Source organism: Brumicola blandensis (assembly GCF_031846165.1).
Lineage (GTDB): Bacteria > Pseudomonadota > Gammaproteobacteria > Enterobacterales > Alteromonadaceae > Glaciecola > Glaciecola blandensis.
This window is the reverse complement of the sequence record NZ_JAVRIE010000004.1, coordinates 1-20,567: the sequence shown is the minus strand read 5'-3', so window position 1 is coordinate 20,567 and position 20,567 is coordinate 1. Positions and strand designations below refer to the sequence as shown.

Below are 20,567 nucleotides of genomic sequence, written 5' to 3'. Positions count from 1 at the left end.
TTCATATGACTACAGACAATAACACTGACTCCATCCTTACAGAGCTGCTCAAAACCACACAGGTTCGCAAGCTTGAAAGCTTACAAGCTTTGTGGAGTGGCTATGGTGAAATTGCTCGCTATCTTGATATTGATAATGACCGTAGCTTTATTGTCAAAACTGTCGATCCTACAAACAAACAAAAGCACCCTCGTGACTGGAACAGCAACAAATCTCATCAACGCAAACTATCGTCTTATCACAATGAGCGGCTTTTTTATCAAAACTATGCCCACCTAACAGATGCTTTTTGCCGTGTGCCAAAGTGTATTGCAACTCGCAGCAACGAAGATGAAGGTAGCTCTCTCAGTTGGTTAGTCATGGACGACTTAGATGCTTTAGGATTCTCTGCTAGAAGCTCGAACCCGAACATACAACTCGTCAAACTCGGACTGCGTTGGTTGGCATACTTTCACGCGAAGTTTTTGCAGAAAGAGTGCGATAAACTATGGTCCATAGGCACTTACTGGCACCTTTCAACTCGCCCGGACGAATGGCAGAAGATGCCCCCAAGCGAGTTAAAATTAAAAGCGGCTCAAATTAATGTAAAGTTAAACCATGCACAATATCAAACCTTAGTGCATGGGGACGCAAAGGTAGCAAACTTTTGCTTTAATGAAACGGGTACCGATTTAGCCGCAGTCGATTTTCAGTATGTTGGTAAAGGCGTTGGCATTAAAGATGTCATCTACTTTCTAGGCAGTTGTTTATCTGACTCGTCTCTGCACAAAGATGCCAACAAGCTGATTCACTATTATTTTGAGTTGCTTAGACATGCAGCCGCAGCCTATGCTTGCGATCTTGATATTGAGTTAGTCATAAAAGAGTGGGCTAGCCTTACCCCTTTTGCTTGGGCTGACTTTGAGCGATTTTTAGTAGGATGGGCACCTGATCATGCAAAATTGAATAGCTTTTCAAATGAGCAGACTGCAATCGCACTCAGGCAAATCGAGCAATAATCTACGCTGCGAGAAAGATAAGTTGATTAGGCAATTTTTGGCAGCACAATAGCCGTGAGTTCAGACCACAATTTCATTGTTTTTGCTATTTCTAATTGCTCATCTAAGATAGCACTTAAGTGGCTTTCCGTCGTCAAAGGATTGGCTAGGACGACTCTGAAAACAGTGGTTGTTTCACCCTGATATTTGGCTATTTCAATTCTCGTTCTCGACACGAATGATCTACCCGCTTCACGTTGTTGCTTCTGCACTCGAACGGTCAAACTATCTAGTTTCTTTTTGATACTGCTGGCTTCATCGCACGGCATATCTTCTAGTTTAGCTAAAGCTGAAGGTCGCAAACGATAGGTCAGCAAAGATAAAATAGGTGCGGTCATCAATTCAAAGTCAGGATGAGCATCAATCATTGCAGCAAAGGTTTTGGCTTGCTCAATGCTTTTATCGATAAGTAATTCGTATCCACGACGGCCAAAAATATGTAGTGATGAATAAACCATCATGGCCATACCGTTACGAGAGCCCTCTAAGGTTGTTGCTCCTAAATCCTTTGAACCTTGACGTAAAATATATTGGGCATGATGGCGTACAGCGTTGCTATGTCGGGGGTCTTTAAATAAAGCCATGCCAGCACCCATTGGTACATACATCTGCTTATGTGCATCAATCGTAACTGAATCTGCTTTTTCGATACCAGCTAACTTGCTTCTATAGGCCTCAGAAAATAGAGTCGCTCCGCCCCAGGCCGCATCAACATGGAACCAGCAGCCCAACTCTTTCGCAACATCTGCAAGTTCGTCGAGAGGGTCAACGTGCCCTGTTTCAGTGGTACCTGCAACGCCCACAATAGCGAGTAACTTATTACCTTGCTCCTGATAAGCTTTACCAACAGCAAGCGCTTTCTCCGCTTCTAACTGCTGTGAAGGACTGTGAACAGTAAGCATATTGTCACGACCAATACCTAAGATGTCTACTGTTTTAGACAATGAATAATGGCCTCGATTAGAAGACATAATACCAATATTCTCATAGCCATAATGACGATAAGCTGCCGCTAGACCTGCTTTTGCAACACCTGGAAATTTGCCATCGGGCCCCAATAACTGATTCCGTGCAACCCAAAGTGCGGTGATATTGGCAATCGTGCCGCCCGAGCAAAACGCGCCTAATGAATGATTTGCGTTATGTAGGTATTCTTCGTAGAACGCATCGTTTTGTTGATAAATGAGGTTATGCATCATCCCCAAGGTTTGGCGCTCAAGAGGGGTAAAGGCTTTTGACGTCTCTATCTTCACTAAGTTTTGGTTCAAACCAACTAAGAGCTTTGCTAGCGATAAATGGAAATAAGGTAAGGCTGATGTCATATGCCCAATGAATGTGGGCGCATAAGTATTGACTGAGTGAGCAACAAGTTTATCGAGTAGCGCTTCGGCATGCTCAGAGACAAACTCTGGACTGTCAGGAACAGCAGCGCTGAAGAAGTCTTTTTCGATTTCTTCTAGGGAGGTCTTTTTGGTGACCACATGCTGTGAAAGAAAGTCTGAGATATTATCAGACAGATGTCTTTCAATTTTAGCCAGGGTTGAATCAGTATGTTCAGGTTTGGTAAAAACCCTGAACAGATGATCTAAGCTGACTTCTGCCTTTGACAAAATGTAACCTTAACTGAAAACTTTGAAACGCGAACTGTAACTCACTTCTACGCTAATACCAAGATAGTGGATGTGTGAAACGATAAAAATAAAGACCCATAGCACAAGTTTGCCGCTAAATAGTATGAAATTTCATCAGTTTTATCTATAAGACTAAAGACTTCCCGTTAGGAGCTGATATATAGTGAAGAATACGAACATTTTTTAGACAGCTAATAGGCAAGTAAATGGCAAGCGCGCACTGCACGACCGAACTGGGAAACCACCTTAACAAGGGCATTGAATCACAATTCAAGATGGAGCGCGTGATCCCCTATTTCCAGCCAATTATGAACCTACTGAATAATCGTGTATGGCGTTATGAATGCTTGGCCCGATTACTCGGTGACAGCGAGCATATATTTCTGCCTAGCGATTTTTTGAATCTAGTCGAAAAGAAAAATATGAACGCAGACCTCACTCATCATATCTATGAAGAAAGCCGTCGCTACTGTGCCCAGAGAAACATGCCATGGAGTATTAATCTTTCCGATAGCGATCTAGATGATGAGAGCCTTGTGGCATGGCTAATCCATCAACATGAAAACTCTAAGAGCACGTTGTTTGGAATAGAAATTTCACATGCATGCTTGCAAAGCCACCTTCCGATATTAACGTTGCTCCGCCAAAAATGTCCGAACTTAGCAATCTCTGTAGATGATGTGGCTTTCCTATCACCAGCGCTCGAACGCGCCTTGTCTCTTAAATTAACCGCTGTAAAGCTGAGCGGTAATTTGGTAAAAGACGAATCACTCGACAAAGAGCAACTCAGAAATTTGATTGCGTCTTGTAAGTCAACAAAAACAAAAGTGGTTGCGGAGCATATAGAGAGTCAAGCAACCTTGGATACGGTAACTTCATTCGGCATTGAATTTGGTCAGGGCTACTTCTTATCTTCGCCAGCTGCTAGCGTATAAAGCTGCCAACATGGCTGACCCGAGCCTGAGTACTTTCTTTCAAACGGCGTGATTGGGCTGCCTGAAACCGCTTCTATGACGCTATCGATATTGTATACGCTCAAGGCTTGTTGAAACTCCTGCAGGTAAACTAACCAGTTGCTCCTCACTTCAATCGTTTGCCCACATGCCAGCATACTGGCAAAAGCTGGGCTTGCATGCCAACGTTTCTGGACCTGCGATTTTTTAGGATAAGGATTAGGGTAATACAAACACTGACGCACAATCGACCAGCGATTATGTTTTAGTGCTTCTGCGAATAGGCGCCAAAAATCATTCAAGTCGGCTTGGAACACACGCACGTTAGCTGGAGAGTCAAGATTCTCTGTATCGCCAGTATGCTTTGCATAGTGTTGATGCTTGTCCAATCGAGCACTAGACTTATCAATCCCTATTATCCGAGCGTTCGGATACTGTTTCGCTAGCACTAAACTGCTTTCGCCCACACCACAACAAGCGTCGATTATCACATCACCACGGTAACCTTCCAACCACGCAAGTACAGATTCGAAAGCCTTTTTCGTGTGCTCTGCAATAGGCTTTTGAAATGCAGAGAGGCGATACTTCTCGACTAATTCGAGAAGGTTTTCATGCACGCCAAGCTGATTGCTTGAAATTTCTCTTGGCTTTGACTCCATTAAGCGCGTATGCCTGTGCCTTTCGATAACAAGCGATAAGCGATGGCAAACAACACAACATTTGATACCAACAATATTACCAAGGCAGTCATATAATTCACATCGGCTTGCCCAAGGAAGCCGTATCGGAAACCGTTTACCATGTAGAAAATAGGATTGAGCTGGATAACATTTTGCCAAAACTCATTGAATACCGCTTGCAGCATCGACACAGAGTAGAAAACCCCACCCAAATAGGTCAAAGGAGTCAGCACAAAAGTAGGAATAATACTGATGTCATCAAAGCTTTTAGCATAGATACCATTAATTAAACCTGCCGTGGCAAATAGCACTGAGGTAAGCAAAAGCGTTACGATGAGCACACCGAAATGGGCAATTTCGATATCAATGAATAGCATTGATACAAGCGTTACAATAACACCAATGATTGCAGCACGAGCGACACCGCCACCGACAAAGCCCATGATAATGACCCATGTTGGTACTGGCGCAACAAGCAACTCTTCCACATTGCGTTGAAACTTAGCACTGAAAAATGACGATGACACATTAGAATATGAATTAGTAATCACCGCCATCATGATAAGACCAGGTACGATAAATTCCATGTAGCTAAAATCACCGTCGAGCGTGATCCGACTGCCAATCATTTTACCGAAAATGACAAAGTACAAAGACATAGTAATAGCAGGCGGTACTAATGTTTGTACCCAGATTCTTAAAAAACGTGTGCACTCTTTTATCCAGATAGTGGAGAGTGCTGTTAAATTACGATTACTCATCAGCCTCTCCTTTTGCTTGATTCGCTTCGACTAATCGAACAAACAGTTCCTCTAGTCGATTGGATTTATTTCGCATACTCATCACTTGAATTTCTTGTTTTGATAGTTCTTCAAAAACGGGGTTTAAACCGCTGGTTTTTGGCACATCCACTTCCAAGGTTTGATCGTCACTTGCTCTAGACTCAAAACCTTCGATTTGGACTTTACTTGCACCTGAGGCAAGGTCAAACACAAAGGTTTCGACATTTAATGTGGCGAGCAAAGCTTTCATACTGGTGTTTTCAACAATTTTTCCTTTGTCGATAATGGCAATATTGCGGCAAAGCATCTCAGCTTCTTCAAGATAGTGAGTAGTCAGAATTATCGTAATACCTTGCTCATTAATCTCTTTCAAAAACTTCCACATTGAACGGCGAACTTCAATATCGACGCCCGCTGTCGGTTCGTCCAGAATCAGCATTTTCGGCTCATGCATTAAGGCACGAGCAATCATCAAACGACGCTTCATTCCGCCCGACAATTCACGACCCGCGGCATTTCGCTTATCCCAAAGGTCAAGCTGCTTTAGGTACTTTTCAGCTCGCTCTTTTGCTAGCGCTCTAGGAACGCCATAATAACCGGCTTGATTCACCACAATTTGGAAAAGAGTTTCGAACTGATTAAAATTAAATTCTTGAGGTACTAAACCAATGCAACTTTTAGCATTGACAATATCAGTCGCCAAATCGTGTTCAAAAATTTCAACACTACCTTCAGATTTATTCACCAATGAACTGATGATCCCGATGGTGGTAGATTTACCTGCGCCATTCGGGCCCAGCAAGGCGAAAAAGTCACCCTCTTCTACACTTAAATCAATGCCTTTGAGTGCCTGGACGCCACCTTTATAAGTTTTAGCCAAGCCTTTAATGTCTAATGCTTTCATTCTGCCTCTCGAGCAATTATCAAATTATTATCGTTTTTATTAGCGTAACTGCTGATATTTCGGTTTTATCGGTGTTCGTACGAACAAACAACTAGATGTGATTTGCTGATGATCTATTATGCCAAATTTTTGGCTAAAAAGTGAATGCAATTGTGCATAAGCTAGAATGCACTTGTTATTCTCAACTGTTCCTTTATATTCAAATGACCAGAGACAAGCACTAATGTTGATGGCTAAACTTTAGTGCTAATGCACTAAACGAAAACGAAATAAAACGGATTTTAAGGATACTTCCCTATGGACAGAACGTTTCAAGTCTTATTACTCATTACTATTTGCTTAGTCGGCTTACCTGCTTGCAAAGTCACCACCAACCAAAAAAGTGAATGCAATGATGATTATACCTACGCTTGCTTACTCACCAAATCTAATAGTTACTTAAGCAATGACTTAAGCCAACAACTTAGTCTATTGGATAGGTACTCAGATTCCGATGCGAGCAGCAAAATAGAGAGATACGAAAGTGCAAAACCATCTACAGGATTCGAAGATGCTTTTCTTGCATTTCGATTGAGTCAGCTCTACTTTTTAGATAAAGATACTTATCAAGAGGCCTTAAACAAAGCCGAGTATGCTGTAGCCCAAAAGAAACTGAATGCTGGCCATCAAAAATTTGCATTAAAACTTGTTTACGATATTTCTGTTGCCCTACAACTGCGCGAAAAAGCCTTGGCTGCAAAGCAAGAGTACCATCGCTTTATGGGAATACCTTTCACTTCGAAAGATGAACAGCTCGTGTCTATCGACGTTCAGCGAGGACATCCGGAAAGAAAAGACCTTCGTTTTCCGCCTCAATATCCTTTAGAGGCCTCACGCGAACGTATTGAAGGGCATGTTGTGATGTTATTTGATCTCAATGAAGACGGCACAACAGGTAATATAAGAGTCATTGATAGCTTCCCTGAAGGCGTTTTTGATAGTGCCGGAATTAAGGCACTAGAGAGATGGGTTTATTATCCTGAAAACCGTCCTGCTGATAAAAAAAACCAAATGACAGATCTTAAAGTGCGTTTGGATTGGAAACTCGACAACTAATGCCGAGTTTCCTATTGCTTAGTCGTTATTAAGAGCCACTAATTCAGTGTCTAGCGTTTGCAATTCTTGCAGCAGTGGCTCTATTTCATTTTGAAGCATATGCTTTTTCAGCCAAAACCCGCCAAAGGTCATTAGGCCAAGCAATGCAAAATAGGCCATTAGGTAAATACTGGGAGCCCAAGTCCCTAACAGACTAAACTGCAAGCCCCAGAAAAAAGACACCCCAATGATGATGGCGGGTAGAAATGACCATATAGGTGATTTTTTCCAAAAATGTAATTGCAAGGTCAGTCTTCCAATTTCACTTTTTACTCTGTCACTTAGCGACCAACTTAAGGTTTCATCTGGCTTAATTGATCGCCAAAGCTTGATAGGAGTGGTAATGCAGTAGATTGCCATCAGAACAAAACTGAATATCATCAGATTATTTACTTTCCCCGTTCCACTAATATGTTCGTTTAAAGAAAACTCGAATAATGTTTTTGCCATTAACCAATCACCAAACACCATCATCGCAATCACAAACAAGAAAGCCAGAATCGAAACAGTGGTCTCGATGATGAAGTTTCGCTTTACGTTTCGATAATAAATTTGAGTATTGCTTGTTGCGCTCATGATTTGATTTTGAATGTCTATAGAAGATTGCGCAGAGAATGAAGAGTAACTCCGCCAGATCTGGAGAAAAATCTCCTGTTCTAAATCATTATTTTCTCTACCAAATGAATAGTTTCTGGCTAAGCGTTTAATCTTATTTGCATTTTTTTCAATTAAACGCCGAAAGTCTTCTGTCATGATTATCTTGTATTGGGTTTATTAGATTAGTCGTTTGCTAACAGTGATAGTTACATAGCAAAGCCAACATTCCTAACTTGAAGGGGAAAGCGCTTATAGATAAAACGCACAAAGCCCATAGTAAATATGGACTTTGTCGGTTTTAGGAAATACAAACGGTGGTTTAGTTAATTAATAAATGAACGCCTATGCTTGCCGCATAACCTAACGCAATCACGGGCATCCATTTTAGGTGGCCAAAGAAGGTGTAATAACCTCGGGCTTGACCCATTAAGGCAACACCTGCTGCTGAGCCAATGCTCAACAAGCTTCCACCAACACCTGCGGTTAAGGTCACTAATAACCATTGCGTTTGTGACATTTCCGGGTTCATCGTCAGTACCGCAAACATTACTGGGATGTTATCTACTATGGCAGACAGTATCCCAACCAATATGTTGGCATTCAATGCGCCTAATTGCCCATACATAAACTCTGACGTCACGGCGAGATAGCCCATAAAGCCCAAGCCGCCGACTGCCATAATCACACCGTAGAAGAAAAACAATGTATCCCACTCGGCTTGAGCGATTTTGTTAAAAATATCAAATTTACCATAGCTTCCGTGTGGCGTTGAACCGGGTGAACTATCTGGCTCCTGCTCCCAATTTGTAGATTGTTTCTTTAAGAAGAACGAATAAATTTTAAGATAAGCAAATCCCGTCATCATGCCGTAAACAGGCGGCATATGAAGCACTAGGTGAAAACTAATCGCCGTCACAATGGTAGCTAGAAACAAGCCAACGATAACCAGTCCACCACTTTTTATTCTAATTGCGCTGGCGCCATCATCTTGCTTTGGTTTTCCTTGTGGAATCGCAAAGCTCATAATCGCAGCAGGGATCAGGAAATTAACCACCGACGGTAAGAACAGATTGAAGAAAGTCCAGAATTCAACAATGCCCTTTTGCCAAACCATCAATGTTGTAATGTCACCAAATGGGCTGAAAGCACCACCTGCGTTTGCAGCAACGACAATATTAATACAGGCCAATCCGATAAACTCTGGCTTATCCTTACCCACTGCCATTATCACCGCGCACATCACAAGCGCCGTTGTAAGGTTGTCGGCTATCGGCGAGATAAAGAATGCAAGAATCCCTGTTAACCAGAACAAGCCACGATAGCTAAGGCCCTTCCCAACAAGATAGTCACGCAGCGCATCAAATACACCACGTTCTAACATGGCGTTAATATAAGTCATTGCGACAAGCAAAAAGAAGAAAAGCTCGGCATACTCGAGGAAGTTATGGCGTATCCCTTGCTCGACTAAAGTGTGGTCTGCTTGTCCTTGATAGGCTATCGCGATGAGTATCCAGATTAAACCTGCGGCCAAGAGCACTGGTTTTGATTTTCGAAGATGCAACTGCTCTTCTAGAATGACAAATACATAAGCAATGACAAAAATAGCAATAGCAATATATCCCAATGGAGACATCGTAAGATTGATCAAACTGCCTCCCTCACTTGAGCCGCTAGTGCTAGCAAAAACATTGAAGCTCATAGCGAGAGAAATAATCACCACCCAGATAGATCGAAATAACATTCGAAACTCCATAAATTAAAAAGATTGAAATGCGCTGACGCCTTTTTATCAGACAATGAAAAACTCACTATAAGACATTGGTCTACGACGAAAAATTACGCGCGGAGAGTATACTATTTCTCTATGTAGAACATTGATTTCAATCCATATTTGATTAGACTTTGTATCTATAATAACGCTGAATAATGAATATCAAGTTAAGGTGTAAGGGGTGTTGTATGTCAGATGAGAAGTTCGTTGACCCACGATTGCAGGCAAAAGAGGCAGTGTTTGAACAGTTACATCTCAGTACATACGACACAATGACGTATGCGCACGCTATTATACAAGAAGTCAATCAAAGTGGACGTGATATCTCTTCGAGTAATGAGCACTACCAACAACTGCGCCGAGATTACGAAGTCACTAGAGCAATGGCACCTATTGCAGACTCACCGCTGCAGTCTTTTTGTCAGCGAACTGATGATGCAATACAAACTAACAAGCATGCAAATGCCAGTATTGCACAGCTGACAGCGGCAGCAACAAACACCCTAAATCACTGGCGGATCCTATGTGAAATTCCAGAAGATTTACGCGAAGTCAATGCCGTTACCAAACAGCTTAAACAGAATTATCAGAATCATTTGAATGCATGGAAGCATATTTTAAGTGAGTTGTGAGGGAACAAAGCCAGCAAGAATGACTGGCTTTAGTTACTTAGCGAATATTAGTCTTTGTTTAATTTTGCATTCACCAAAGAATCAATTGATAAGCGACCTGCTCCAGATACTGCAACTGAAACGGAAACCGCAAATAAGGCCAATGCAAATTCGTATCCGTTATTCGACATAAACAAGCCATTCTCAAAGTGAACAGCAAAAATAGCGACTAGCATTGTGACAGCTAGCACCAGACCTGTCGCACGAGTGAGCAATCCAGCGAGTAAAAATAATCCGCCGAAGAACTCTGCGCTTCCGGCCATCAATGCCATAAAGTAGCCAGGTTCAAGGCCGATTGAAGCCATCCATTGACCTGTCCCCTCAAGACCGTAGCCACCAAACCAGCCGAACAGTTTTTGTGCTCCGTGAGCTACAAAGATAATACCGGCGACCAAACGAAGTGCGAGTGGAGCGAATGACTCATTGGCGACAAAAGCGTGTTGACGTAATAGCGTGTTCATAATTTATTTCCTCAAAGTGTTATCAATGCTTGTACTAAGTAGTTCGTGACTTAGCGCTTGATTGATAATTTACTCCGATTTAATAAAAAGAAAATCGCTAAAAATAGCAGCTTATTATCTAATTTTTAGAATGGTTCCAAAGCTGACTATTCTGAATCTTCATTTCCCATGAGCCTGCGCTCTCTGCGACGCCACATAACTTTAGCAAGTTGCTTCATGCTCACGTTTGTATCGCTTTCATCGACTATCTGTATGCCTAACAGGCTTTCTAAGAGATCTTCTAGGGTCAAGATACCCTCTAAACCGCCATACTCATCAACCACTAACACCATATGAACACGTGACTTTAAGAATTGGTCAAAGGTGCTCGATAAAGGCATATCACTTAAAACCGTTGGTAACGAGTTAGTCATTTCTGAGAGCTTTTTATCATGCTCATTATTTGCTTTTGCTAACAAAATATCTGACTTCAACACAAAACCGCTAATGTTCTCTCGGTGATCGTCTTCATAGACTGGAATACGCGAAAACTCGGTTGGCAGTTTTTCATCCATGAATGCGGTTACCGTCATTGATTCAGGCGCAGAAAAAACAACGGTACGGTGTGTCATAGCATCTTTCACTGTTAATTCATGAAGCTGTAACAGACTCTTTAGGAACCGAGACTCTTGTTTGGCTAGTTGGCCTTCTTCGCCTGACAGTTCTGCCATCGCTAAAAGTTCACTGCGACTAAGTCCTTTCAGTGGACTGTCTTCTTTAAAGCCACTGGTTAACTTTTGTGACATTACAACAAATGGGTACAAAACAAGGATCAAATATTTAAGGAAGTAAGCCGTGATTGGTCCTAGTTGACGCCAAAAAGTAGCGCCTAAGGTTTTAGGGATAATCTCTGAAAATACCAAGATAAGTAGGGTCAAAACTGCTGAAATAACCCCTAAATATGCGTCGCCAAAAACAGCGGCTGCTTGCGCTCCGGCGCCTGCCGCACCCATTGTGTGGGCAATCGTGTTCAGTGTTAGAATTGCCGAAAGCGGCTTGTTGATATCACTTGTATGTTTTGCTAACAAATCGCCTGATGCCTTACCCTCTTTTTGCAACAAGGAAATATAAGCTTGCGAAACGCTCAATATCACGGCTTCCGCGATAGAGCATATAAAAGAAAAACCAAGTGCGATTAGCACGTAAACAATCAGCAAAAACATAGTGTCAGTTCGTTATTATTCAAAAGTGAAACATGATTGTATCACCTGAGTGACGATAATCATTTGATTAAATACATTCTTTGTCTTCTTTTATCAGATTCAAGGGGTATTTTAGAAAAGCCTAAGCTCACCGACGGCAAGCTTGGACTTTTATTTTAAGTACTAGATTAGAAATTTCGCACTTCAACTGAATTTGCGTTAAATACAAATCGGTTCACCTTACCGCACTGTGCAAAATGATTGTTCGAAGCATATGGTGTATTTGCTTGGGTAATGTCTGATTCCCAACCTTGCCCATTTTTAACGAAAGCTTTTATTTCAAACCAACCGTTGAAGGTGTCTTCACACGCCATATCTACGTCGAGCATCCACTGATTAGCCCCCCAAATATTGAGCACTTCCTCACCATAACCATCGCTCATCACCCGACGAATTTGACCCCAAGAATTTGGCCAGTTGTCTATTGTCCAATCCAACGCCGTACCCCGTGCACCAGAGTCTTGTCCACTTTCTAAACCATACCAGTCAAGGTAATTGTCGTTTAGTTTCCAAGGTGCCGTTGTCGCATTTATTGTATTGCGGTGTTGAATGCGTATTGCACATTCATAATTACTTGCCGTACAGTTTTTACCGAACGTAGCAGCAACACCGTGATCTAAGCCACCACGTATAAACATGTCTTGACCAACTGCAGTTTGTTGCTCAATAAAGATAACGGTACGCTGGAAATTGCTAATTGTTCCTGTCACTTTCGCCTCGTGATGGATGGCGAAAGCATCGTAGCTAGCAACACTGGCGTTAATAGTGCCATTCCCATTTACCGTAATTATTTCACCTGAACAAGCTGAGTTCGATGTATTGATGTCGCCCTTCAAGACGTTACAGTATTCTCCTGGTGCCATGTCTGTTTGCAAAGTCGCGTTTAAAGCAAAACTTTCTTTGTTAATGGCGACAAAACCTTTATCTCCGCGCCCAAAGGCAATCTGATTGTTTCCATTGTCCCACCAGTTTGAAGTCGCAAAATTGTCAGATGTCGCATCTCTGAATTTCGATGCACCGGCAATATAAGACCAACGATGTTCACACTTCCACTCATTACCAAAACACGATAAGTTTCCATTGTTGTGAACATTAGTGCTTGGGGCACCGCGATCAGTATCGCCAAAGTACTCATAACTAGACATCACCTTTGGGTAACCATATGGATAGGCCAACATAAAAACATTCGCCAAATCGTACAATCGCCCATCTTCAAAAGTAATGACATTACCGCCACCACCATGACCACGTTGGTTATCATGGTTATCGACAAACACAACCGCCAAGTAGCTAGGCATAAAGCCCCAAGCTTCACCAAAGTTACTTAACCAAGCAAGTTTGCCTTGATTAAAAACATTACCTATTTCAACACTGTATTTGAATTCCGTTACCAAGCCATTACTAAAATATTCTGGTGCTCCAACAGCTTCACCGCCCTGATCAATGACTTCTTGAAATATCAATGGCTGTCCATTTACCTTTGAAAGAATTGCAGCGATATCGCCGCTTGGCATGTGCTTGGATGCGTCTAGTCTAAAGCCCGCAACACCAACATTGACTAAATCGTTCAGAAAGCCTGCTACGGTATCTTGAACATAAGCATTTTCAGTGGCTAAGTCAGCTAAGCCAACTAACTCACAATTTTGGACCTGATAGCGATCACCATAGTTATTGATTGGACAGCTAGTGTGGAAATCTTGCGGGGAATAAATAGGGTAACTTTTGTTGCCAAAACTACTACCTGCAGTACCAGTGCCGCCGCCTGCCGCCATGTGGTTAATCACAGCATCGACGTATATATCTACCCCAACGGCTTTGCAGCGCTGAACCATATCGACGAACTGTGCACGGTTCCCACCTCTGCTCTCCAATACATAACTAACGGGTTGATATCTTGCCCACCACTCGCTGTTGGTTATGTGCTCGTTTGGCGGTGACACTTGAACTGCGGCAAATCCATTTTGGCTCAAGAATGTCTCGCACTCTGTCGCCACATCCTGCCAATTCCATTCAAAAAGATGCACGAACGTGCTTGGAGCAGCTTCAGCTTGTTGTGCAGTCAGACCCGCAGCAAAAAGCGCTGTGCTTATAAATTTATTGATTTTCATGTGTGTGTCCTAAGTGTCGACACGAAGTGTTGCATTACTCGCGGTAAAAGCAGTTGTGTGCCCGCTCAGTAGCTCGTTTCATATCGGTAATTCACGCATATTTAAATTGAGTTATTTACGCTATTACCGACTACCTAAACGAGCAAACTTGTAAACAACTTGATAATTTATTGTAAAAATAAATCGATAGAGACAATAGGCAAGAAACGATAGCTTGGCTATATGAATACGTATGTAGAACGAAAGGACATAAAAAACCATGAAGTTAAACTAATAAAATCATGGCTTTATACTAAATGCTAAAGATGAGAGCCGCCTGAAGGGGGAGCAAAACAGCTTAAATCAAGGCTTAATGCCTATGTCGAGCTCTCACAAAGAAAATTAACCAAAAAATGACTAAAGCTGCAGTGACGACGATGGCGCTTGCGCTCACAGAAGGGATCTTTGACAAAATATTGAAATCGAAGAACTCCGAGATCACTGACAAATAGAAAAACGCCAAGCAAATCACTAAAGCGCGAGTTAGGGTACGAGTCGTCAATAAGGTCATTACATATTTCCTTGATTACTTTTTTGCAGAGCCTTCGGGCTCTTGCTTATTCTTATTTTTGTATTCTTGTTTAACCGAACAGAAAACTACACTGACAGTTGCGACTTAATCTGCGCAATCAGATTGACTTCGATGGTCAAAAAACAACCATTCATTAAATAAATGAATACATCTAGGTTTGTTATACCTAATTAACTTTCACCAATCAATACCTATGTATTAAAAATTAGACGGTCAAAATCAAACAATCTTAAAAGTTGATCTCTTACAACACATATCGATAAAGGCTGACGCAAATTAGCAACACTAGAAAGATAAAAGTCGCATAAAAAACAAACAGTTGAAAACTACACCAAACTGTTTACTTTTCACTCTACTGTCATGTTTAAGAAGATTGAAACATACTGAGCTGGACAATTGACAAGATAAAAATACGCGTCCTGAAGACACAAATGTCATATCAATTGGTAATATTCCTCTGAGCCTCAGATGTAATAAGCTTAATAGAGTTATTGTGCAGAGTCGGTTATCCTTTATTTATTACTTCACCACTTGATTGCTTATGAAATGGATATTTAGAACGCTTATTTTAAGCTCAATTGTTTGCGCGATGATTCAAACTACCTTCGCGAACTCTCACGAGTTTACCACCAATGAACATATTGCTTTACCGACATTACCCGAACCAGTAAGTAACAATGCCGTTGCAAGCATCAGCGTGGATGACCGAGTTTATTTGCTAAGTTTCATGGGCTTGGGCAAAGAAAAGACGCACAAAGACGTGCATAGTAAAGCGTTTTCTTTGGATTTAAGCGGTGGAACTAGTAAGCTAAATTGGCGAGCTCTACCAGACGTACCAGCAAGCATCTTACCAAAAGGACGTTTGGCTTCTGTTGCAATCGGTATCAATGATACAGCCTATTTATTTGGAGGTTACACAGTAGATGCCAAGCACAATGAAATCTCTAGTCCTGATAACTTTTCCTTTGATATCCGAAGTCAAAAGTACACGCCTTTAGCAAACATGGCAGTCCCGGTTGATGACGCGGTTGCCGCAGCATATAAAGAACGATTCATATATATCATCAGTGGTTGGCACAATGATGGTAACGTCAATCTCGTCCAAGTGTACGATACTCATGAGGATACATGGAGACAAGCCACTCCCTTTCCCGGTGAGGGCGTTTTTGGTCACTCCGGTGGTATTGTCAATAGCAGCCTAATAATATGTGATGGTGTTAAAGTTGAATGGGCAGGTAAATCAAGACGGCAATTTTTACCCGAGCCAGCCTGCTTTCGTGGCGAGATAGATCACACATCCCATCTAAAAATAACATGGCGCAAGATAAAGCACCCTACCGGTAAAGCACGTTACCGAATGGCTGCGATTGGCTCACAACAGCACGAAGGAGTGTTCTTTTATGGAGGTAGTAACACGCCCTATAACTACAATGGAATTGGTTATGATGGAAACCCTGCCGCTCCCTCTTCAGCCCTTTGGTTTTATGATTTAAGCGCAAATCAATGGACAATCGAAACTCGAGATATAGCCAGTATGGATCATCGCGCAGCTTTGCTAATCAAAAATAAAGAGATAGATCCCAACACGGATAGTAAGGCCTTCTTAGTCACGGTTGGTGGAATGCAGCAAAATCAAACGGTGACATCAGCCGTGAATGTTATCGAGATAGATTAAGAGAAGATTCAATATAGCTTATAATCCAGTTTAAGGCTGTCAAAAAAACTTCACTTTTATAATCTACAGTTTCAGCGTACAATTGTAAGCTGAAACTAATAAACGCTAAGTGTCGTTCTCGTTGTCTGATATAAAAAATCCGCCCCCAATTAAGTTGACTCATTATAGTCAGCTTGAAGAAGCCTTAAATGCGCTTAGTCACTTCGTTGGCTTTGCCTTTGCTATTGTGGGCACATTATTGCTGCTTTTGAAAAGTAATAGTGTCGCTGAATTAAGCGCATCGGCTATCTTTGGCGCGTCAATGATCCTCTTATTTGGCGCCTCAACTTTGTATCATTGGGTGAGCAATGAACAAATTAAACCTATTCTTAAGCGCGCCGACCATATTGCGATTTACTTATTAATTGCAGGTACTTATACGCCATTCCTGATTGTCGCCATAGAAGGTTGGGTATCTACGGTTAGCACGATCACAATCTGGTCAGTGGCATTGCTAGGCGTCGGCTTTAAAGCCATCTTTAAAGATAGGTTTCCTCGCTTAGCAGTCACAACCTATGCTGTAATGGGCTGGCTAGCATTGCTCATTATCGTTCCGATTTTTAATGCATTGGAAACCACAGGCTTTGTTTTCCTCGTTGCTGGCGGGGTCGCATATAGTCTGGGTATCCCATTTTATATGGCCAAACACAAACACTATACTCATGCTATTTGGCATGTTTTTGTACTATTGGGCGCGGTATGCCATTTCTATGCAATTTATGCTTACGTGATAGGCGTAAAATAAAGCCCTACTGCTTTTGCTCCATGCGCTTTTTGGTAGTGCTGGTAGCGGGTGCTTTCATTGGCTCATCGGGCCAAAAGTGCCTCGGGTAGCGTCCTTTCATTTCCTTCTGTACTTCGCGGTAACTGCCGCTCCAAAAACCTACGATATCCTCAGTCGTTTGAATTGGCCGTTGAGCTGGCGACAGAAGTTCGATAGTGATTGGCAACTTTCCATTCAGTAAACAGGGGTGTGTCTGTAAGCCATATAGTTCCTGCATTCTTACCGACAATACGACTTTGTTGTTATCCCGGTAGTCTAGCTTCGCCTTTCTTCCTATTGGAATATCGATGCTTTCAGGTAGTAAAGAATCTAGCTTTTGTTGTATTGCGTAGTCCATCGATTGTCGGAGTTGCTGATAGAAGGATAACTGGCCGATCTGTTTCCACGATTTTAGCCCTTGGAGATAAGGTGTAAACCATGTATCTATGTTGGCTAAGAGACCTTGTTCAGAAAAATCAGGAAAAGCATCATCGACTGACTTCGCTAATTTGACCCGCTCTATCAAAAGCTTTGTGCGATCGTCAAAGGGCAAGGCATGAATGCCTTTATCAAGAAGCAGATGCTCCCAAACACTATTTAACTGCGATTGGCTAGCTTGAGGCAGCGGCTGTTTATGCATTCTGATTTTGCCTAGAAACACGACTTTTTCAGCTAGTATTTTTTGTTTCTCTTCATTCCATTGCACCAACTCTTGCTCACTCACCATATGACTGAAGTAGGCGTCAATCTGCGATAAACTTAGGGCTTGCGCCAAGCGTACGATAGCATCTCCCGATTGATGTTCGGTTGTATGCATATTTCCAACCACTAACCAGCGTTCTTCAGAAAGCGGATCTTGCAGTTTCAGTGCACCACCACTCCCATTTGCCATTGAATACAAGCCTCTAGATCGTTGCTTTGCAATCCATTGAGGAAATGCAAATGCCAGCAGCAAACCACAATCTTCTAAGGGCCAGTTTTCTGAGGGTGAATGTAAAGTTGAATGTGCTTTTCGTTGCCATTGTTTAATCAACATCCATATTGGGTGAGAACGGTTTTCTAATAGAAAAGCTAAACGTAATTGCAATTCAACAGATGGTGAGTCTGGCATAGGATCTTTGCTTTCCAATAAAGCAGCTATTGCACAAGCTAAACTCACGTGTGCTTCACTTAGCTTCTTACTTTTCAGCAACATTACTGCGATATTTGGGTTCGCCCCGAGATTATGCGCAACTTTACCTAGGGAAGTGAGCTTTTCTCGCTCATCAATAATGCCTAAACCGCGAAGTGTATCGCGTGCCTGTGCAATTTGCGCAGAAGACGGTGTGTCCAATAATGCTAAATCGGAAAAGTCACTCCCCCACACTAGAGCTTCCAGTAAGAACGAAGAAATTTCCGTTTGTAATATATCTGGTGTCGACTGGCGAGCCAGTCGATGGTGCGTTTCTTTGTCCCACATTCGATAACACGTACCCGCCATCAATCTCCCGGCTCTTCCTGCCCTTTGACTTGCTGATGCTTGTGAAATCGCTTGCGAGGCAAGGTGAGTGAAGCCTCGGCGTAAATCGTAAATTGCTTTTTTTTCTATACCGCTATCAATGACAGCCTCAATACCATCGATGGTTAAACTCGTTTCCGCAATATTAGTTGCTAGTATGACTTTGCGCCGCCCTGATTGAGAAGGTCTTAATGCAGCATCCTGCATTTGTTTGTTAAGCTCAGAATACAAGCAGTGTATGTCTATTTTAGATATTGAATACGCATGGTTTTCGTTATCTTGAGAAAGGCATTTTGATAACAATCCAGCGACTTTATTAATTTCATAAGCGCCCGGCAGAAACACAAGAATATCTTTTTCGTGTTTTGGAAGGACATCTAATAGAGTATTGACTACTGTTTGGCTCAGCTCCTTGTTTGACACTTTCCCTGTATATTGAATATCGATGGGAAACGAGCGACCTTTAGCCTCTAATAATTGCGCTTCAGGCAATAAACTTTGTAAAGCGCTCACCTCAAGAGTCGCCGACATGATGATAAGGCGAAGATCTTCTCTCAAGGCTTGTTGAACCTCTAAGCATAATGCTAACGAGAAGTCTGCATGCATATTTCGTTCATGAAATTCATCGAAAATAATCAGACCAATTCCCGTAAGTTCTGGCTGATATTGGAGCATGCGAGTCAACACACCTTCGGTGACAATCTCTAGACGGGTACTACTGGAAGTTTGGTTTTCTCCTCGTATGCGATAACCCACCGTGTCACCTACTTTTTCATTCAATCGTCCCGCTAGATATTGGGCAATACTTCTAGCTGCGATCCGTTGAGGTTGTAGCATTAAGATCTTTTGATCGTTCAAAGAAGGGTGTTTTAACAGATGCAATGGTAATTCAGTTGATTTTCCAGCGCCCGGCGGGGCTACAATAATATGGTCGCCACTGCTTAATGTGATATCTAGTTCAGAAAAGATGTCGGTGATGGGTAACATGAGCGCCTAAGTAGTGAAAAGCGATTGCGACTAGAACGAATAGTCACCGCTATTAGAAACCATCTTTGGTTCAGTATGAAAAGCTGGCGACAAGAATACAATGTTGTTTGTGTGATGTAAAAACCAAGGATGGAAATACATGAATCTAAAAACACAAAAGCACAGTGAACACGGAACCACCCTAGTGGAAATGATGATTGTTATTGGCATACTCGCCATTTTAAGCACAGTGGGCGTGCCGTCATTCGTCTCTATTCTGACTAAGGCGAGAATGACTGCAGAAGTGAATGAGTTAAATGCCTTGATGCGTTTTGCTCGCTTCAAAGCTATTGAGCAGGAAGGTACAGTAGTGCTATGCCCCGCAGAAGACTACAGCACATGCAGTTCTAATTGGGATGCGCCTAAAATCATATTCTTTGACGATAATCACAATCAATATCGAGACCCAGATGAAGTCTTACTGACCAGTAAGTCAGTGTCAGAAAATGGCATTCGAGTATCAAGCAGGAATAAGCTCATTCGTTTTTATGAAAGCGGTGTAACCGCTAGCCCTGCAAGTATAAAAGTGTGTCCTGAAAACTCAGAGGCGAAATACGCCCGATTGCTCACAATTAGCCTGCAGGGGAAACTGAGTTTAAGCAAAGACAGAGATGAAAATGGCATTCATGAAACAAACGCAGGGAAAGAACTAAGTTGTTATCTATAGTATTTGCGATTGTTATTGTAGTCGCTCGTTATGCCTTCTCTATTTTCTGATCAAAAAAAGGCGCTCACTGAGCGCCTTCTTATTATCTTCGAAAAGATATTAGTCTAGGATTTTAGCTACTACGCCAGCACCTACAGTACGGCCACCTTCACGGATTGCGAAGCGTAAACCTTCGTCCATCGCGATTGGTGCAATTAATTCTACGTGGAACTTCAAGTTGTCACCAGGCATTACCATTTCTACGCCAGCAGGTAGCTCTACAGCACCTGTTACGTCAGTTGTACGGAAGTAGAACTGTGGACGATAACCTTTAAAGAAAGGAGTGTGGCGACCACCTTCGTCTTTGCTTAGTACGTAT

Annotated in this window: 19 protein-coding genes; 7 read left to right on the top strand and 12 right to left on the bottom strand. The window is 42.2% G+C overall.

The features are described 5' to 3' along the window. Positions 1-5: 5 nt before the first annotated feature. Positions 6-998 carry a phosphotransferase gene (locus RM544_RS10605; protein WP_311361769.1) on the top strand — a complete coding sequence of 331 codons (993 nt, stop codon included), beginning with the start codon at positions 6-8 and terminating at the stop codon, positions 996-998. A 26-nt stretch (positions 999-1,024) separates the two neighbouring features. Here RM544_RS10605 and panP read toward each other — a convergent pair whose 3' ends face one another. Next, positions 1,025-2,647, bottom strand: a complete 1,623-nt coding sequence (gene panP / locus RM544_RS10600; RefSeq protein ID WP_311361768.1) for a pyridoxal-dependent aspartate 1-decarboxylase PanP — start codon at positions 2,645-2,647, stop codon at positions 1,025-1,027. 227 nt (positions 2,648-2,874) lie between these two features. Between panP and RM544_RS10595 the strand changes: the two genes are divergently transcribed. After that, positions 2,875-3,603, top strand: coding sequence for an EAL domain-containing protein (locus RM544_RS10595; protein ID WP_311361767.1), 729 nt, complete (start codon positions 2,875-2,877; stop codon positions 3,601-3,603). On the opposite strand, the gene trmB is transcribed toward RM544_RS10595, so the two are convergent. Genes trmB through RM544_RS10580 form a run of 3 tightly spaced genes read right to left on the bottom strand, consistent with a single transcriptional unit; the run spans position 3,570 to position 5,987 of the window. Further along, positions 3,570-4,280, bottom strand: coding sequence for a tRNA (guanine(46)-N(7))-methyltransferase TrmB (trmB, locus tag RM544_RS10590; protein WP_311361766.1), 711 nt, complete (start codon positions 4,278-4,280; stop codon positions 3,570-3,572). The two genes, RM544_RS10595 and trmB, sit on opposite strands and share 34 nt — an antisense overlap. Next, positions 4,280-5,062, bottom strand: a complete 783-nt coding sequence (locus tag RM544_RS10585; RefSeq protein WP_311361765.1) for an ABC transporter permease — start codon at positions 5,060-5,062, stop codon at positions 4,280-4,282. The genes trmB and RM544_RS10585 overlap by 1 nt, the downstream gene beginning before the upstream one ends. Continuing rightward, a complete protein-coding gene (locus RM544_RS10580; RefSeq protein ID WP_311361764.1) occupies positions 5,055-5,987 on the bottom strand; it encodes an ABC transporter ATP-binding protein in 933 nt (310 codons plus the stop codon). The genes RM544_RS10585 and RM544_RS10580 overlap by 8 nt, the downstream gene beginning before the upstream one ends. A 297-nt stretch (positions 5,988-6,284) precedes the next feature. On the opposite strand from RM544_RS10580, the gene RM544_RS10575 reads away from it, so the two are divergent. Further along, positions 6,285-7,082, top strand: a complete 798-nt coding sequence (locus RM544_RS10575; RefSeq protein WP_311361763.1) for an energy transducer TonB — start codon at positions 6,285-6,287, stop codon at positions 7,080-7,082. An 18-nt stretch (positions 7,083-7,100) separates the two neighbouring features. Here RM544_RS10575 and RM544_RS10570 read toward each other — a convergent pair whose 3' ends face one another. Then, entirely contained in the window at positions 7,101-7,874 is a 774-nt protein-coding gene (locus tag RM544_RS10570; RefSeq protein ID WP_311361762.1) for a hypothetical protein, read from the bottom strand. 163 nt (positions 7,875-8,037) lie between these two features. Then, on the bottom strand, positions 8,038-9,459 hold the full coding sequence (gene nhaD / locus RM544_RS10565) for a sodium:proton antiporter NhaD (protein WP_311361761.1): 1,422 nt from the start codon (positions 9,457-9,459) through the stop codon (positions 8,038-8,040). A 218-nt stretch (positions 9,460-9,677) separates the two neighbouring features. Here nhaD and RM544_RS10560 point away from each other — a divergent pair, with 218 nt between their 5' ends. Continuing rightward, the gene (locus RM544_RS10560; protein ID WP_311361760.1) at positions 9,678-10,121 is read left to right on the top strand and encodes a hypothetical protein; all 444 of its coding nucleotides are present in this window, start codon (positions 9,678-9,680) and stop codon (positions 10,119-10,121) included. 47 nt (positions 10,122-10,168) lie between these two features. On the opposite strand, the gene RM544_RS10555 is transcribed toward RM544_RS10560, so the two are convergent. From RM544_RS10555 to RM544_RS10540, 4 genes are all read right to left on the bottom strand, one after another. Further along, positions 10,169-10,621 (bottom strand): DoxX family protein, encoded by a 453-nt coding sequence (locus RM544_RS10555; RefSeq protein ID WP_311361759.1) that lies wholly within the window; start codon positions 10,619-10,621, stop codon positions 10,169-10,171. A 146-nt stretch (positions 10,622-10,767) separates the two neighbouring features. Further along, complete coding sequence (locus RM544_RS10550) at positions 10,768-11,823, bottom strand: CNNM domain-containing protein (protein ID WP_311361758.1); 1,056 nt, start codon at positions 11,821-11,823, stop codon at positions 10,768-10,770. 167 nt (positions 11,824-11,990) lie between these two features. Then, complete coding sequence (locus RM544_RS10545) at positions 11,991-13,970, bottom strand: alpha-amylase (protein WP_311361757.1); 1,980 nt, start codon at positions 13,968-13,970, stop codon at positions 11,991-11,993. 349 nt (positions 13,971-14,319) lie between these two features. Next, positions 14,320-14,520 carry a hypothetical protein gene (locus RM544_RS10540; protein WP_311361756.1) on the bottom strand — a complete coding sequence of 67 codons (201 nt, stop codon included), beginning with the start codon at positions 14,518-14,520 and terminating at the stop codon, positions 14,320-14,322. A 562-nt stretch (positions 14,521-15,082) separates the two neighbouring features. Here RM544_RS10540 and RM544_RS10535 point away from each other — a divergent pair. Both RM544_RS10535 and trhA read left to right on the top strand, forming a co-directional pair. After that, entirely contained in the window at positions 15,083-16,216 is a 1,134-nt protein-coding gene (locus RM544_RS10535) for a Kelch repeat-containing protein (RefSeq protein ID WP_311361755.1), read from the top strand. A 121-nt stretch (positions 16,217-16,337) separates the two neighbouring features. Continuing rightward, entirely contained in the window at positions 16,338-17,000 is a 663-nt protein-coding gene (gene trhA, locus RM544_RS10530; RefSeq protein WP_311361754.1) for a PAQR family membrane homeostasis protein TrhA, read from the top strand. Between the two features lie 4 nt (positions 17,001-17,004). On the opposite strand, the gene hrpB is transcribed toward trhA, so the two are convergent. Beyond that, on the bottom strand, positions 17,005-19,503 hold the full coding sequence (gene hrpB, locus RM544_RS10525) for an ATP-dependent helicase HrpB (protein WP_311361753.1): 2,499 nt from the start codon (positions 19,501-19,503) through the stop codon (positions 17,005-17,007). Between the two features lie 139 nt (positions 19,504-19,642). On the opposite strand from hrpB, the gene RM544_RS10520 reads away from it, so the two are divergent. Further along, positions 19,643-20,209, top strand: coding sequence for a GspH/FimT family pseudopilin (locus RM544_RS10520; RefSeq protein ID WP_311361752.1), 567 nt, complete (start codon positions 19,643-19,645; stop codon positions 20,207-20,209). 99 nt (positions 20,210-20,308) lie between these two features. Here the strand turns inward: RM544_RS10520 and RM544_RS10515 are convergent. Beyond that, the coding region (locus RM544_RS10515; RefSeq protein ID WP_489752806.1) for an EF-Tu C-terminal domain-related protein at positions 20,309-20,567 on the bottom strand (259 nt) is incomplete at its 5' end.